This window comes from Halomonas sp. AOP43-A1-21, assembly GCF_052376775.1.
In the GTDB taxonomy this organism is placed as follows: Bacteria; Pseudomonadota; Gammaproteobacteria; order Pseudomonadales; family Halomonadaceae; genus Vreelandella; species Vreelandella colorata.
In genome coordinates this window covers 35754-50726 of sequence record NZ_JBQSWC010000038.1, presented here as the reverse complement: position 1 = coordinate 50726, position 14973 = coordinate 35754, and the positions used below count along the sequence as shown (strand labels likewise).

Here is a 14973-nt window from a genome sequence, read left to right as displayed (position 1 = left end):
CTAATCAAGCCCCCCTTGATACTGCTTCACGCATCAAGGCGCGAAACGGCTTTGATTAATGTGCATAAGGCTTTTTAAGCATTATTTTTGCTGGATTAATTCTAAATTAGCAGTACTTATTAATGATTATTGGCATTATAGACATGGTTTTTCGAATATTAAGCGGATGGTTTCGCGATTTAGCATCGAGGGAGTCGAAATGTCCCGGGTGACACTTGCACAATGGCAAATGCTGGCAGCCGTCGTTGACCATGGGGGGTTTGCGCGTGCGGCAGAAGTAGTACATAAAAGCCCCTCCACTCTGAATCATGCGGTTCATAAGCTTGAGGAGCAATTAGGTGTTCAGGTGCTTGAACCCATTGGGCGGCAGGTTCGCTTAACCGAAGCGGGGGAGTTATTGCTTCGCCGTGCGCGTCAGCTCATTGAAAGTGCGGCTTCACTTGAAGATGTTGCCTCACGGCTGGCGGAGGGCTTGGAGGCTGAAATCGTGTTGGCGATTGACCAGGTGTTTCCCGCCGCAGCACAGGCCAAGGCCATGGAACGCTTTTCCGAAATGTACCCCCAGGTACGCGTTCAGTTGCATGAAAGCGTACTCAATGGTGGCACGGAAATGCTTTACGATGGGCGCGCCGATTTAGTGATATCGGGGATGGAGGCACAAGGCTTTTTAGGCGAACCGTTGGTTAGCGTGCGTTTTATTGCGGTGGCCCATCCTGATCATGCGCTACATCAGTTGGGCCGAGCACTTGATTTACGTGACCTGGCGCAGTATCGCCAGCTTGTCGTGCGCGATTCAGCGTTGCGTCAGTCGACCGACGCTGGATGGTTAAAAGCCGAGCAGCGCTGGACAGTGGGACACTTAAACACGTCGCTCGATATGTTGAAGCGTGGCCTGGGGTTTGCCTGGATGCCGGAAACGCGTATTGCTGATGAAATTTTTCATGGCAAGTTAAAGCCGCTGCCATTAACCGCAGGCAGTATCCGTGAAGTGCCTATTCAGATAATTTTTCGTGACCGGGACCGTGCGGGGCCCGCGGCGCATGCGATGGCCGCCGCGTTAAAGCAAGCTGTCGAGGAGCTATGTCCTGAACGGTTCGATTCTCTCGAATGAAACGCGTTAAAACATCCGCTTGAGCATCTGCTCGACAGGATTATGCTTAATGCATACTGGCCTATAGCTGGCTTTTAATCACCCTGTCAGGAGATGCTTTATGGGTCTGCTTGTTAATGGCGAATGGCATGATCAGTGGTACGACACCAAAAAGAGCGGTGGCGAATTTGTGCGTGAATCGGCTCAGCTGCGTGACTGGGTTGGCAATCAGCCAGAAACTGGCGGTGCTTGCTTTCCCGCTGAAAAAGATCGCTACCATTTATACGTTTCTTTGGCCTGCCCCTGGGCTCACCGCACATTGATATTACGTAAGCTGAAAGAGCTTGAATCCCTAATAGGCGTATCGCATGTAAGCCCTCTGATGCTTGATAAAGGCTGGACCTACAAGCAGGATGAAGGCTCAAGTGGCGATGTGGTTAACGGCGTTGATTACCACTATCAGCTCTATACCATGACTAATCCTACCTATACTGGACGCGTCACGGTGCCGGCACTGTGGGATAAGCAGCGCAATGCCATTATCAATAATGAGTCTGCGGACTTGTTACGTATTTTTAATCGCGCCTTTAATGAGCTCACTGATAATCATTTGGATTTTTACCCAGACGATCTGCGCGAAGAAATTGATTCGGTAAACGCGGATGTCTACGACCATATCAACAATGGCGTATATAAAACGGGTTTTGCCACTGAGCAGGAGGTTTACGAAAAGCACGTAAAAGCGTTGTTCGAAGCGTTGGAGCGCATGGAAAAGCGTCTGGATACACAGCGCTATTTGGTGGGTGAATGGCTAACGGAAGCCGATATTCGTCTGTTTACCACGCTTATCCGTTTTGACGCAGTGTACTACAGCCATTTCAAATGCAATTTCAAGCGCATAGAAGACTTCCCCAATTTGGCTAACTACGTGCGTGAGATCTATCAGTGGCCGGGCGTTGCCGAAACGGTGGATATGAATCATATAAAGCGTCACTACTATTATAGCCACGACACGATTAATCCAACCCGCATCGTACCCGCCGGGCCGCAGCTTGATTTTGAACGTCCTCATGATCGTAACCGGCTGCCGGGGCAGGGCGTACGGTCCAGTCAGTAGACAAAAAAGAGCAGCGAGTATGGTGATAATGCTGCATGAAAAAGGGCTGCCCAGTGGGCAGCCCTTTTAATCATAAGCTTCGCTTCATTAACAGTCATCGCGACTGCTCGTTACGAAAGACGGTACTACTCGTTAGTGGATACGGCTTCACGGGTTGATTGCCAAGCGCTTTGCGCGCCATCCCGGGTGGTTTCCCAGGCGTCACGTGCATTAGCCTTAGTTTGTTCCCACCAGTCACGATCATAGGCTGGGAAGCCTTCCACTTCTTCAGCAGTGGCATTAAGCATAATGCGATGTTCAGTGTCACCATCACTTTCAGTATGCGTTTCAAGTGAGAAGTAGTCGGTGCCTACCACGATTTCGCGGCCACCCAGACCTAATACCGCTCCACTTTCAATAACTAGCGCATTAATACGCATTTCTTCATCGAACAGGATGTTTTCAACTTCCCCAATCTCATCATCCGAACCATTGGCGAAATAAACTTCGGCATCAAGGATGTCTTCTGCAGAGTACATACCCTGAGGCTCTTGGGACGCCTGCACACCGAATGCCAAGCTGCCTAAAAGTGCAGTTCCGATAGCGGTCGTTAGCATTGATTTACGCATAGCATCTCTCCATGTAGCTAATAGCATCAGCAGGTGCCAAGTAAGGGAAGGATCCGTTTGCTCAGCACCTAAAAATCGATTTACCCAAAAATAGCTATGTAGTAACTATGTAGTAACTACGTAATAACTACAGACCGTTGGCCCAATCATCAGCACGTTTCTCAGCCTCTTCACGCTCAAGACCATACTTTTGCTGAAGCTTACCAACTAGTTGATCTTTTTTACCGCCGATTTGATCAAGGTCGTCGTCGGTAAATTCACCCCAGCTGGAACGGGCCTTGCCTTTCATTTCCGTCCATTTGCCTTCGATTTGATCCCAGTTCATATATCGCTCCTTGAATAATTGCTGAACATGTTTAGGCACTTATTAAGTTAGACGATATTTAAACAAGTGCAAGTGAAGTTGTTTGATTTGGGTGAAGTAAAAAAACTAGCCATTCGTCTATTGCGGTGTTAGGATGCGCGCTCCTCGCATGTGTTGACCCCTCCATCACGACGATAAGCGTTTGACTACGTGATTTTATATTTGGATACGTAGCAAGGCTTGCGGGAACATCTCGATAATGCAGATGTTCATTGCTGTGAAGATGGCGCGCCTCCAGCATTTCACCAAACGGGTGAAATCGGCGCAGAAGGTCGCCACAGCGGTTGGCCCGTAATGACGGTATTGCCAACCGGATGCTAGGTGCGACCGGCGTCTCCGACTCCACTGATGACATTAATCCGTTTAACGGAACCTGTTTTTCGATGCTGCCTTGTTTAGCGCGTCGATGTCAGAGTCAGAGACGCTTATGATGTTTTTTGCCGGTACGACCGGCCTACCAAGGTGTGATTAATGACCTCGACTTCTGTCGCCTCGCCGAGCTTCGGCGATCTGGCTCTATTGCCTGCCGTTCTGTCTGCTGTTGAAGCACAGGGCTATGTAACCCCTTCGCCAATCCAGGCGCAAACTATTCCTGCGCTGCTGGAAGGCCGCGATATGTTGGGCCAGGCACAAACGGGTACCGGTAAAACCGCTGCGTTTGCACTGCCATTATTGTCGCGTTTAGAACTGACACGTCGTGAACCACAAGTGTTAGTTATGGCACCAACCCGCGAGCTTGCTCAGCAGGTTGCAGCCTCCTTTAGTAAGTACGGTCAAAACCTGCAGGGTCTTGAAGTTGCGACCCTGTGCGGTGGTCAAGAGTATCGTGAGCAGTTAGGCGCGCTGAAGCGCGGTGCCCAGGTCATCGTTGGCACCCCTGGCCGTATTATCGATCACCTGGACCGTGGCAGCTTGAAGCTGGATGGTTTGTCAGCCCTCGTGTTAGACGAAGCTGACGAAATGCTGCGCATGGGCTTTATCGACGACGTTAAACGTGTGGTCGCCGATACCCCGAAAGATGCTCAGCGTGTGTTCTTCTCGGCAACCCTGCCGACTGAAATTGAACGCATTGTTAATCGTTATCTGGTTGATCCGGTAAAAGTGGCGATTGAGTCGCGCACGACGACTGGCGAAAACATTGAGCAGCGCATTGTACGTGTTGATGGTGGTGCCAAGCTTGAAGCGCTGTCGCGCATTCTTGAAGTCGAAGCGGTTGATGCGGCGATCGTATTCGTTCGCACCCGTGCGGCGTGTACTACGCTGGTTGAGCAGTTAACCGCACGTGGCGTTAACGCTGCAGGCCTTTCTGGTGATCTTGACCAGAGCCTGCGTGAGCGCACCATTACGCGCTTGAAGCGTGGCAAGGTTGACGTGCTGATTGCAACCGACGTTGCCGCTCGTGGTCTTGACGTGCCGCGCATTACGCACGTTATCAACTATGACCTGCCGCAAGACGCAGAAGCCTACACGCACCGTATTGGCCGTACCGGCCGTGCTGGCCGTAGCGGTATCGCGATTACGTTTGCCGGTTTCCGTGAAGGTCGTAAAGTAGGCTGGATGGAACAGGCAACCGGTCAGAAAATGACCGAAATGCCGCTCCCTGACGAAGCCGCTATTCGCGCTCACCGTGATGAAGTCTTCCACCATCGTGTGGTTGCCGCGTTGACCAAAGGTGCCGAAGAGCAGCTGGCACTGGTTGAGCGTCTAGTGGCCGAGGGTCATGACCCGATCGTGCTGGCCTGTGCATTTGGCGCAATGGCGCGTGCTGATGAAGCACCGATCGGTCGCCTGCAGGCGCCGCGTAAAGAGCGTGCACCGCGTGAAGGCGGCAGCAGTGCCAAGCCAGGTGCTCGTCGTGAGCGTGGCGCAGAACGTGGTGGTGAGCGTTCTCGCACACCCAGCGAAGGCATGACCCGCTACCGTGTATCCGTTGGCCATAAAGATGGTGTCAAGCCAGGCCAGCTGGTAGGCGCGCTGGCCAATGAAGGCGGTATTGAAGGTGCACGTATCGGTCGTATCGATATTCGTAACGCTTTCTCTGTCGTTGAGTTACCTAGCGGTCTGCCCGCTACTATCCTGACCAAGATGGCCCGTGCGCGTGTCGCCGGTCGCCCGCTTGAAATCAGTGAAGACAGCGCGCCGGATCGCGCTCCGCGCCGTCGTCGTGATGATGGTGACGCGCCGGTCCGTCGTCGCGAAGCGTAATCGCTTAAGCGGTTACTAGCGGTCAACGCCGCGTCTAAAATGCCCTCGCCCGGAAACGGTGCGGGGGCATTTTTTTGCTACCCTTAAAGAGGTTGAAGGTAGAAATGCATCAAGGATACACGCGACAGGGAGTCGATAATGAACGCGCCGCTTCACGAGTGGAATTTGTTACCCAAGGACGCCATCGCGCTGCAAAAGCAGCTTGCTAAACAGTTGGAGCTTGCAGATCGTATTGACCCGGTCGCACATATTGCTGGAATGGATATTGGCTTTGAAGACGATGGAGCGACCACGCGGGCGGCCGTGGTGTTATTGAAATGGGATCCGGCACCAGCACCTGACCTAACCGTCGTTGAGCAGATCGTTCATCGCGAGCCAACGCGGATGCCCTATGTGCCGGGGTTGCTTTCCTTTCGGGAAATTCCGGCAGCGCTTGGGGCGTTTGAAAAACTCAGCATCATGCCTGAATTGATTATGGTGGACGGGCAGGGTATCGCCCATCCGCGTCGATTGGGTATTGCTGCGCATTTAGGCCTGTGGCTGGATTTACCCACCATCGGAATCGCTAAATCACGCCTGTATGGAAAATACGCTGAGGTCGGGGAGGCGCGAGGAGACTGGGTGCCGCTGCGGGCAGGTAACGACACGATCGGCGCCGTGCTGCGCTCGCGGGCCAAGGTAAAGCCCGTGTTTGTGTCACCTGGGCATCGTATCAGCCTTGAAACATCACTTGACTGGGTAATGCGTTGCCTGGGGCGCACCAAGCTGCCAGAGCCTACTCGCCTGGCAGATAGGCTCGCCTCGCGACGTGGTCAGCGTACAAAGCAGCTTCAGGATTCCTTGTTTTAAAGTATCTAAATTAAGCTGTCTAAATTTAAACTATCTGAATGTAAACCAGCTAAAATGGTAAGACGTTATGGCGCTAGAAGCGCTACAAAACGTTTTAACAGGCTCGTCGCGTCCGGCGTTTCGGCCACCTGAGCGGCAATTGCCTCAGGGTCTTTTTCTTGATCAATTAAAATCCCACGCTGGGCATCTATATAAGCGCGCATCACAGGCATCGTGAATTCTGGGTGGAACTGCACGCTCCACTGGCGTGGGCCGTAGCGCAACGCCTGATGCGCGTCATGTGAATTGCAGGCTAACACTTCAGTGCCTTCGGGCAGCGATAACACGGACTGAGCATGGGTCAGATGGGCCTTGAAGCGCTCGGGTAGCTGACCAAACAGCGGGTCGTTAAGACCGGCATTCGTCAGAGCCACGCTATGGGTGCCCAACTCGCGCCCATTGGGGTGATAGTCGCTAGTACCTCCTAAGGCCGCCGCCATCAGCTGATGGCCATAACATACTCCTAGCATGGGTATATCTGCTTCAAGGGCATCCTGCAGCCAGGGTTTTAGCCGTTCACTCCAAGGCTCTTTATCGCTAACCATGCTGTGTGAACCGGTAATCATGATGCCTGCCAGCTGTTTCAGCGGCACGGGCGTGGGGTCTCGTTTGGCATCCCACACGTGAAGTGTCAAAGATTCGGGCAGCGACTCGCGCAGTTGTTTTTCAAAAAGCGTTTCAAAATCACCGTGCTGTTCGACGACATTAGGAAACGCATCACCGGTTTTAACGATTACGACACAAGCCATGTTGATTCTCGGTTAGCCAGATAAATAGACGAAACAAACCCTTCCGCGCATTATAAGGTCACATCATAAAGTGCCCATTAGCCTACCACGAGCATGACACGTAACGGGTATTAATGGGGTCAAACATGGGATGATGCGAGTGCCAACATGAGCAGGGAATCCCTTCTCAAATCAGTCTGATAGAGGAAGTGCAATGCAACAGATTATGCGTGCCGGTGAACCGATGGATGTGGCTGGGGTTATTCCTGCTGCCGAGCAAACCGCACCAACCATGGTGCTCACCAACAGCGACCTTCAAGACGTAACGCTGGATACCTATGCGGGTAAGCGCAAGGTCCTCAATATTATTCCCAGCGTCGATACGCCGACGTGTGCCATGTCCACACGGCGCTTTAATGAGCTGGCCTCTAATCTTACCGACACTGTTGTGCTGGTCGTGTCGGCAGACTTGCCGTTTGCCGCCAAGCGGTTTTGCGGCGCGGAAGGGCTGGATAATGTCAAAACGCTGTCTACTTTCCGTCACCCGGAATTTTTAGAAGCCTGGGGCGTTGCTCTGCGCAATAGTCCCATGGAGGGCTTGTGCGCGCGAGCCGTCGTGGTGTTGGATATGGATAACCGCGTGCTGCATAGCGAGCTGGTCAGTGAAATTAAAAACGAGCCTGACTATGAGGCGGCATTAGCAGTACTTAAGGCGTAGCGCTTTTCTGACACTTTCTGGCAGCCTCCAGCAGCGCGCGAATCAGACGCTGCTGGGGGCGATTAAAAATCAGCCACTCCGGGTGCCACTGAACACCAATCAAAAAGTCATGCTCACGCGATTCGATGCCTTGCACAAGCCCGTCGCGGTCACGAGCGACAATCGCAATCCCTTGGCCTGCCTCGTTAACTGCCTGATGGTGGAGGCTATTTACACGGCACCAAGTAACGCCCAGTAGTTGGTAGAGCTGGCTTGCGCCTACAATGTCGACCGTTTTACGGGGCAGTACCGTGCGCCTGCGCTTTAAGCCTTCGTGGGTTGTGTAGATGTCAGGATCCAGCGTGCCGCCTAAATGTACGTTGATTAACTGCGCGCCCCGGCAGATCCCCAGGACAGGCGTGTTCAACGGAATAAAGCGCTCAAGCAGGGCAAGCTCTAATTCATCACGGGCAGGGTCCAGGCGTACATCAAGCTGTAACTCGCCACCATAAAGTGATGCCTGGATATCGTCGCCACCCCCAATAATCAAACCATCCAGATACGCCGGTAGTGGGCGTGAAGGGGAAAGGCGTAAGGGTCTTCCGCCATGGCGCCATACGGCAAACCAGTCAAAACACCAGGCAAGCTGGCTTTTATAATCTGAGGTGGTAATTCCAATAAGCGGCCGGGACATTCAGATTGATTCTCTTGAGTCGTCAATAAGTAGCGTGCTGCCCAAAAACTGCTCTAGCGGCGGCGAACCAGTTTCATCAGTTTATCTTTTAAGCGCGTTAGAAACGGTCGGCTGTGCTCGGCGATATATTCATCACAGCGCGCACGAAGTGCCACGCTATCGGCGGCAAGCTTTTCTACTTCAGCCCAGCGGTTCCATTCAGCCACGGCGCCCCAGCCCGGTTGAGAAAGCTGAGCATTGGGCAGCCGGTAGTGAAAGGTAGGCCGGGGTTTTATAAGCTTGGTATGCAGCAACTCATGGGGGTGGTCGGGGCGCAGGTGAGCAAATAATGGAAGTAGATCAAGCTCGCGATTACGCGTGGCGTTATGCACCAGATAGTCGTCGATAAAGGTATCAAGATCTGGGGCATAGCGGCTATCGAGTAGTTTTAAAGCGTACTCTTTGGGAAGCGGGTTCGCGTGAGGCAGCATTTCCCGCGTGATATCCACTTTAATTTCATCACGCAGCCAGTGGGCCAGTAACAAATAGGCGCGCATCATCGCCAGCAGGTAGCTAGCGCTTGTACACTCCACCTCAATATTAAGGTGCAAGCCGAAGCCATACAGCAGGCTGGCATCGGTGCCTTTGGCACCCTGGTCTCGCAATGCCTGAAAAATAGCATCCAGGTCTTCAAGCTCATTCCAGGGAACCGGCGGGCAGACGAGCTCGGTGGGTACAAAGCCTGCTACCATATCACCGATCAGCTCGCGGGTTTTTTGATGAAACTCGACACGGCGTTGCTGCTGGTGACGCTGCCATTCGCTATCGGAGTCGCGATGCTCATCCAGTAATGCCTGGTCGGGATGGGCATACTGAGTATCCAGTTCAATCCCAAATACGCCCCAGCGAGTATTTTCAACCAGTAGCCGATGAGGGCTGACCACGTTAAGCTCACCCCCAAACAGATCGCGAACGACGAGGGCCGTGTCGCGCGGCGGCAGGCCGGCAAATTCAATCTCAACGCCTATGTGGCGTATTTTGCCGTCACTATTTAGCCGGTTCGGTGGAGCTTGTAGCGTCATCTCGGCATCCTGTGAGGTGAACGTTTAAACTACCAGCCTATCATAGTCATTCATGAACACGGTCACTCATGAGTATTGTCTCTCATGATTACAAGCACGCAGTAAGGCTGAGCGTATGCCGTGAAGTGAGTATTAGCAAACACGGTGTCATCTACTAATCCATTTTGGGAGCAAGACGTGCGACAGCACTGGATAATCAACACTGTCATCAGCGTCGTTTTGACGGTACTGGTTAGCGTAATGGCGACCCAGGCTCAGGCGCAGAGCGTCTCACTACCCAGCTTAGCGGGAGAACCCAGTGATGAAGTGAATGTTAGCAGCGAGGAGTTTCAAAGCTCCCTCAATGACGTCATTTCCATGCTTGAAAACGAAGAGCGGCGTACCGAGCTCTTGGGTTCTCTGCGTGAGCTACAGGTAACGGCCGATGCCGCTGAAGAAGACACCGGGACGCGTCAGGGGCTTTTAGGAGCGCTTGCCGACACGCTGACCGATATCGGTGAGCAGGCCCAGGCTGGCGACTCGCCTATCGACGAGTGGTCGCGGCAGCTAGTGCAGGGGGCGGCCGATCTACGCGCCCTTAACGATGGCGCAGGCCAAGGGGCGGCGCTGCGTGCGGTGATCGATAGCACTATTTTGGCCATTATTTGGATCACACTGTTGGTCGTGATGATTGCTTTCGGGCGGCTGGTGGCGAACCGCCGAAACTGGCCGCTGGATTTGCCCCGTGACCCCAAGGCATGGCTACTTGCGGCGCACTTTTTACGCCGTATGCTGCCTTGGGCGCTAGCCTTTGCGATTACGCTTGGCATCGGTCAGCTACTGCCTTACAGCCCCGGCAGGACGCTGGTGCTGGTGGTTGCCTATATTTGTCTGTGCGGGCGTGCACTCTCGGTGGTATTTGAAACAGTCATCGCCTTCTTTAGCCGTGGCCATCGCTTTACCGCGGTTCAGGTGCTACAGCAGCGCGCCTTGCGCGGGCTGTTTGTGATAGGTGCTTTGATTGCGCTGGGTGATGCGGTTAACTCCACCCGTTTGGTGGAGCTATTGGGCGGTGAACTTGCAGGCTTGGTGTCGGTGCTCGCCAACATGCTGGCCGCGCTGCTGTCGGCGCGCTTTATTATTAAGTTTAAGCGTCCTGTGCGTCATCTCATTTGTAACCGCCCCTATAAACAGCGTCGCGATGCCAACGGGGCGGTAGAAATGATTCGCGCCCTGGGTGGGCTTTGGCATATACCGGCGTTGCTGTTAGTCGGTGGCTCGTTGCTGGCTATCTTTATTACCGTGGGCGATGTGGGCACCGCGCTTGCTCGTTCGATTATTTCCGCCAGCCTGCTGGTATTAACGCTGGTAATAACGGGGCTACTAAGACGTCAGGCGGCTCGTATGTACAAGCGGCGCCATCGCCACCGCTATAGCCAATACCGTAAACGTCTGGAGCGGTTTGGTTTTGTGTTGGCGCATATCTGCTCATGGATGGTGTTTGCCGAGCTTTCCATGCAGGTCTGGGGAGGTTCGCTGTTTGGTATTGGCCAGCAGGCTGTTGCCAGCTCGCGTATTGGTCAGGCACTGGTTAGTTTGGGCGCGACCGTCCTGCTTGCCTGGCTGGTGTGGATATTTGCCGATACGGCGATTCAGCGTGCGCTGACCTCTTCCGTTCGCGCACGTGGACGGCGGGTGAATCAGGCGCGTGCGCAGACCATCACGCCGATGATTCGCAACGTGATTTTTGTGACCATATTGATCATCGCATTCATTGCCGGGCTTGCCAATTTAGGGGTTAACGTTACGCCGCTGTTGGCGGGTGCCGGTGTGATCGGTCTGGCAATTGGTTTCGGCGCCCAGACCCTGGTTCAGGATTTGATTACCGGTATTTTTATTCTGATTGAAGATTCGCTGGCGGTAGATGATTTCGTACGTATCAACAACCACATGGGCACGGTAGAAGGCCTTACGCTGCGCACCGTGCGGCTACGCGACTTAGACGGCGTCGTGCATATCATTACCTTCAGCCGTATTGAGTCGATCCATAACATGTCGCGCCAGTTCGGTATCGCTCTGATGCGGATCCGTATTCCGTATGATATGAAAATTGATGATGCGATTACGCTGATGCAGGAAACCGCGCAGGAATTGCGCAAAGATCCGATGATGCGCCATTACATCTGGTCGCCGCTGGAAATGCAGGGCGTGCAGGGATTTGAAGAAGGCTGCCCGGTATTGCGGATGCGTTTTCGCACCGCGCCAGAGATGCAGTGGGATGTTTCACGGGCGTTTAATCTGCTGCTAAAACAGCGGATGGAAGAGCAGTCAATCGATCTGGGCGTGCCGCGTCTCAGTGTCAGTATGGAAGCACGCTCAGAAGACCGCATGGAGCCTACTGAAGGCACTGATCTCTCGTTTGGCGATGCGCAAACGTCAGATGCTGAGGATCAATCCAAGAAAAAGCCCGAGCCGCCTAAACCGGCTCCACGGCCTACCCAGGCAGAAGTAAAGCGCGATGAGCGTGAGCGTAACGTGCCTGCCTCACGTACCTAGCGTTTGGCTCAGGGCGATCCCCACGGCAATGCCGACGCCTGTGCCAATGATGAAAGTGGCGATGAGTAATCCCGCGCCACGCAGGCCACGCCAGCGGTTGTGGAGCCCTACGGCGTGGCTGACACGGTCGACCAGCTCATCATGACGGGAGGCTGTTTGATCCGGTAAACGCGAAAAATCATTGGCGACATCGCCTTGCCAGTGTGCGCCGTGGGTTAGCCCCAGCCGGGCGCGCAGCTGGCCGATATCGTTAAGCGTCGCGTGGGCCTGATCGTAATCTTTGCGCCTTTTCTCCACCGCAAAAACGGCCTCTGCATCCTGGCGTAGGGCGCTGTTGGGGCAGCGGGCCACGGCTTGCTGTAGCTCTTCATCACTTGCCTGCGGCGAGACGCTAAGGCGTTGGTACAAATCACGCATAGAGAGATCGGTTCTTGTAGATAGTTTTTATGGATAGTGTTTAAAGATAGTGTTTACAGATAGTTGTTACAGATAGTTTTTAAGGAAAGTATTTATAGACCATTTTTATAGGTCATTTTTATAGATAATTTTGCATTAAGTAATCATAGGCGCTTTTGATCCGTTGAAAACGCGCCGAAGCGAGCGCAATTTGTTGCTCACTCCCAGTATAGAAACGGTCAGGGTGATTGAGCTGTGCCATACGCCGGTAGGCGCGGCGTATTTCAGTTTGGCTAACCCCGGGAGTTAATCCCAAGACAGCAAGCGCACGAGTGGTGCGATCAGGTGGGGGCGCTGTCCGCTGCTGACCATACTGCGAGCTGCGCTGTTGCCTTGCCCGCTCATACTGTCTTTGACGCTGAGCAGACTCTTGGTGTTGACGGGCTTTTTCGCGTTCGGCTTTTTCCTGGGCTTGCGCATGCGCCCGCTGAGCCTCTTCCTGCTGGCGCTTTTTTTCTTTTTCCTGCTGCGCGGCATGAGCCTCGGCTTCGCGGGCCTGCTGGGCATAGTACTCGGCGTCGTGTACTCGCCAGTAGGCATCGCGACTGGGGTCCTCTGGCCTGGCCAACGGCTGCCCTGTCAGCTCCTGAAACAGCGTACTTAGCGTGGTGGGGGCAACGTTGAGTAAGTCCGCCAGAAAACGCAAGATGTAATGATTGGCCAGCGAAAGTTCGCCACTGTCTGTTGCGAGCGTAATAGCCTGATGCATCACACTCACGCTATGCTCTTGAGAGCACTCTTTGCGAATGACTTCAGCGGCCAGTTGAATTGCTAGCAAATCCTGCTGCTGAGCGATATGCATAACAGGTCCCAGCTCATGCCCATGGCGAAACTGTGCGGATATCTGGGCTAAACGGCGCCGCCGCTGGCCCTCCGACACGTGTTGACGGTGTGCCAATACCCAAGCTAATACCAGTAGCTTTGCCGTATCCACTTGGCTGCGGCTTTTTAAAAGCAGCAGCTCAAAGGGAGAAAAACGGGCAATGGACATTCCCTGGCTCCAAAGGCGAAGAGGTGAATCATAACCGCAAAGAGCGGATCATCATGATGATGGGTGTCATGGTATATCATCGCGATAGGCAATGACGTAGGAGATTGTTCAGGTGATCAGCGTTGAGCGTAAAAACAGCTACCAGCTGCGCCTCACCCGGCGGCTCAAGGAAGAGACATCGCATAGGCTTGACGTCTATCTTTTTGTACCCGGCGAGTTGGGCCTAAACACGCATGTTATCTCTGAAGAGGCATTTTATCACGCTTCGATTAGCGTCTCTCGGACTTACTATAGTGACGCCCACCACTTGCCGCTTGTGCAGAGTCGGCTTGCCAGCCGTAATCAGTTGGGCAGCGAGCCTTATCGATTAAGCTTGAGCCTGTATGCCTACCAGTATGTGGTGGCGATGGAGCGCACCACTCAGAAAATGCTGGTAAGTGAACGCAAGCTGCGTGAAGAAAGGCAAAAAGAGTCCAAGGATGTTCAAGAGCTTAGCGACGAGCTGTGCGCGCAGCTATACGAAACACAGGATTTGAGTGAAGGGATCCTAAAAAGGATGCGGCGTAACCAACCCACCGATGAGAGCCTTTATAAGTATTTTGCCAATATCGACAATTACCTATCGTGGTTTACCGAGCAGCAGCTGCTCGCGTTGGTTGCTCATATGCCGCGCGGTGGGGAGTTCAGTGAGATAAAGCGGCGCTATATCAGCGTATGCGAAGGCGAAAGCGAGTACCGGCGTGAACAGCAGTACAACGCCGAGCGCGTTATGGCGGACCCCACCCGCATGTCAAACAAGATGCGCCTGCTGCGGCGGTTGATCGAATACCCGATTACGCTGAAACAGACATCCCTTGAGCTGGGCAGCGGTGAGCAAAAGGCGGTCAAAGCCATTGCTACCGCCGTCGTGATGGCCTGCGTAACGCTTGGGGTCTTGCGGGTGCGTGAAGTGGTGGGCGATATCACCGCACTGTTCGTACTGGCCATGGCGTTACTCTATGCCATGCGCGAGGTGTTTAAAGACGACTTGCGCAATACGCTCTGGCGCTTGTTACGGCGCGGTCGGCCAAAGTGGCGTCGCCAATACGAAGATCCTACGCGTAATTCGGTCGTCGGTCGTCAGCTTGAGTGGTTTGACTACAAGCGCTATGCCGCGTTGGATGCAGATGTTCAGCAGATGCGCAGGCGCACGGTCGCTCAGCGTGAGGAAATTGTGCTGCACTATCGCTCCAGCTCGCGGATGTCGCCCACCCGGTTTTTAAGTGGCTACGAGCACACCCGAGAAACGCTGCATATTGATCTTTTGATGTTGACGCGTTTGATGAGCAAAGAGAAGCACCATATCTATCGCTTAAAAGATGGGCAATCAGTGCGCGAAAGCGTCGAACGGCGTCACTTATTTAATCTGATTGTGCGCGAGACGGGAAGCGAAGACACGCCGTATTTAGCGCGCTGGAAAGTCGTCGTCGGCCGCTCGGGCATTGTTGACGTTGAAAAGGTAGCGGAGAGCAGTACTGCTATAGACCCAGCGCATTGAGT

Annotated in this window: 13 protein-coding genes and 1 pseudogene; 7 read left to right on the top strand and 7 right to left on the bottom strand. The window is 53.6% G+C overall.

The window, feature by feature from the left end; translation table 11 throughout:
- The first annotated feature begins 199 nt into the window (after nt 1–199).
- Nucleotides 200–1111: a LysR family transcriptional regulator gene (locus ACT3R7_RS18000; protein WP_193091865.1), complete on the top strand. Its 912-nt coding sequence runs from the start codon at nt 200–202 to the stop codon at nt 1109–1111.
- A 100-nt stretch (nt 1112–1211) separates the two neighbouring features.
- On the top strand, nt 1212–2207 hold the full coding sequence (locus tag ACT3R7_RS17995; RefSeq protein WP_192538017.1) for a glutathione S-transferase family protein: 996 nt from the start codon (nt 1212–1214) through the stop codon (nt 2205–2207).
- Nucleotides 2208–2332: 125 nt separating this feature from the next.
- Here ACT3R7_RS17995 and ACT3R7_RS17990 read toward each other — a convergent pair whose 3' ends face one another.
- Nucleotides 2333–2815, bottom strand: a complete 483-nt coding sequence (locus ACT3R7_RS17990; RefSeq protein ID WP_192538018.1) for a PRC-barrel domain-containing protein — start codon at nt 2813–2815, stop codon at nt 2333–2335.
- A gap of 127 nt (nt 2816–2942) precedes the next feature.
- Entirely contained in the window at nt 2943–3140 is a 198-nt protein-coding gene (locus ACT3R7_RS17985; protein WP_192538019.1) for a CsbD family protein, read from the bottom strand.
- A gap of 510 nt (nt 3141–3650) precedes the next feature.
- On the opposite strand from ACT3R7_RS17985, the gene ACT3R7_RS17980 reads away from it, so the two are divergent.
- Together ACT3R7_RS17980 and nfi are read left to right on the top strand one after the other, a co-directional pair.
- Complete coding sequence (locus ACT3R7_RS17980; RefSeq protein WP_192538020.1) at nt 3651–5384, top strand: DEAD/DEAH box helicase; 1734 nt, start codon at nt 3651–3653, stop codon at nt 5382–5384.
- Between the two features lie 138 nt (nt 5385–5522).
- Nucleotides 5523–6233 (top strand): deoxyribonuclease V, encoded by a 711-nt coding sequence (gene nfi / locus ACT3R7_RS17975; RefSeq protein ID WP_192538021.1) that lies wholly within the window; start codon nt 5523–5525, stop codon nt 6231–6233.
- Nucleotides 6234–6298: 65 nt separating this feature from the next.
- Here nfi and ACT3R7_RS17970 read toward each other — a convergent pair whose 3' ends face one another.
- Nucleotides 6299–7021 carry a glutamine amidotransferase gene (locus ACT3R7_RS17970; RefSeq protein WP_192538022.1) on the bottom strand — a complete coding sequence of 241 codons (723 nt, stop codon included), beginning with the start codon at nt 7019–7021 and terminating at the stop codon, nt 6299–6301.
- Nucleotides 7022–7214: 193 nt separating this feature from the next.
- Here ACT3R7_RS17970 and tpx point away from each other — a divergent pair, with 193 nt between their 5' ends.
- A complete protein-coding gene (gene tpx / locus ACT3R7_RS17965) occupies nt 7215–7718 on the top strand; it encodes a thiol peroxidase (protein ID WP_192538023.1) in 504 nt (167 codons plus the stop codon).
- Here tpx and ACT3R7_RS17960 read toward each other — a convergent pair.
- Both ACT3R7_RS17960 and ACT3R7_RS17955 read right to left on the bottom strand, forming a co-directional pair.
- On the bottom strand, nt 7708–8391 hold the full coding sequence (locus ACT3R7_RS17960; RefSeq protein WP_192538024.1) for a gamma-glutamyl-gamma-aminobutyrate hydrolase family protein: 684 nt from the start codon (nt 8389–8391) through the stop codon (nt 7708–7710). The two genes, tpx and ACT3R7_RS17960, sit on opposite strands and share 11 nt — an antisense overlap.
- Before the next feature lie 53 nt (nt 8392–8444).
- Nucleotides 8445–9452 carry an amidoligase family protein gene (locus tag ACT3R7_RS17955; protein ID WP_192538025.1) on the bottom strand — a complete coding sequence of 336 codons (1008 nt, stop codon included), beginning with the start codon at nt 9450–9452 and terminating at the stop codon, nt 8445–8447.
- A 177-nt stretch (nt 9453–9629) separates the two neighbouring features.
- On the opposite strand from ACT3R7_RS17955, the pseudogene ACT3R7_RS17950 reads away from it, so the two are divergent.
- Nucleotides 9630–12056: pseudogene (locus ACT3R7_RS17950) on the top strand (mechanosensitive ion channel family protein).
- Here the strand turns inward: ACT3R7_RS17950 and ACT3R7_RS17945 are convergent.
- A complete protein-coding gene (locus ACT3R7_RS17945; RefSeq protein WP_192538026.1) occupies nt 11976–12404 on the bottom strand; it encodes a hypothetical protein in 429 nt (142 codons plus the stop codon). The pseudogene ACT3R7_RS17950 and the gene ACT3R7_RS17945 sit on opposite strands and share 81 nt — an antisense overlap.
- A 118-nt stretch (nt 12405–12522) precedes the next feature.
- Nucleotides 12523–13434 (bottom strand): DnaJ domain-containing protein, encoded by a 912-nt coding sequence (locus tag ACT3R7_RS17940; RefSeq protein WP_192538027.1) that lies wholly within the window; start codon nt 13432–13434, stop codon nt 12523–12525.
- Nucleotides 13435–13546: 112 nt separating this feature from the next.
- Between ACT3R7_RS17940 and ACT3R7_RS17935 the strand changes: the two genes are divergently transcribed.
- On the top strand, nt 13547–14971 hold the full coding sequence (locus tag ACT3R7_RS17935) for a hypothetical protein (protein ID WP_192538028.1): 1425 nt from the start codon (nt 13547–13549) through the stop codon (nt 14969–14971).
- The last annotated feature ends 2 nt before the right edge of the window (nt 14972–14973 follow it).

Excerpts from the sequence above, each read along its gene's own strand:
- nfi (WP_192538021.1), top strand. The coding sequence starts at position 5,523 with ATGAACGCGCCGCTTCACGAGTGGAATTTGTTACCCAAGGACGCCATC.
- ACT3R7_RS17990 (WP_192538018.1), bottom strand. The coding sequence starts at position 2,815 with ATGCGTAAATCAATGCTAACGACCGCTATCGGAACTGCACTTTTAGGC.
- ACT3R7_RS18000 (WP_193091865.1), top strand. The coding sequence starts at position 200 with ATGTCCCGGGTGACACTTGCACAATGGCAAATGCTGGCAGCCGTCGTT.
- ACT3R7_RS17985 (WP_192538019.1), bottom strand. The coding sequence starts at position 3,140 with ATGAACTGGGATCAAATCGAAGGCAAATGGACGGAAATGAAAGGCAAG.
- ACT3R7_RS17995 (WP_192538017.1), top strand. The coding sequence starts at position 1,212 with ATGGGTCTGCTTGTTAATGGCGAATGGCATGATCAGTGGTACGACACC.
- ACT3R7_RS17945 (WP_192538026.1), bottom strand. The coding sequence starts at position 12,404 with ATGCGTGATTTGTACCAACGCCTTAGCGTCTCGCCGCAGGCAAGTGAT.
- ACT3R7_RS17955 (WP_192538025.1), bottom strand. The coding sequence starts at position 9,452 with ATGACGCTACAAGCTCCACCGAACCGGCTAAATAGTGACGGCAAAATA.
- ACT3R7_RS17960 (WP_192538024.1), bottom strand. The coding sequence starts at position 8,391 with ATGTCCCGGCCGCTTATTGGAATTACCACCTCAGATTATAAAAGCCAG.
- ACT3R7_RS17980 (WP_192538020.1), top strand. The coding sequence starts at position 3,651 with ATGACCTCGACTTCTGTCGCCTCGCCGAGCTTCGGCGATCTGGCTCTA.
- tpx (WP_192538023.1), top strand. The coding sequence starts at position 7,215 with ATGCAACAGATTATGCGTGCCGGTGAACCGATGGATGTGGCTGGGGTT.
- ACT3R7_RS17940 (WP_192538027.1), bottom strand. The coding sequence starts at position 13,434 with ATGTCCATTGCCCGTTTTTCTCCCTTTGAGCTGCTGCTTTTAAAAAGC.
- ACT3R7_RS17970 (WP_192538022.1), bottom strand. The coding sequence starts at position 7,021 with ATGGCTTGTGTCGTAATCGTTAAAACCGGTGATGCGTTTCCTAATGTC.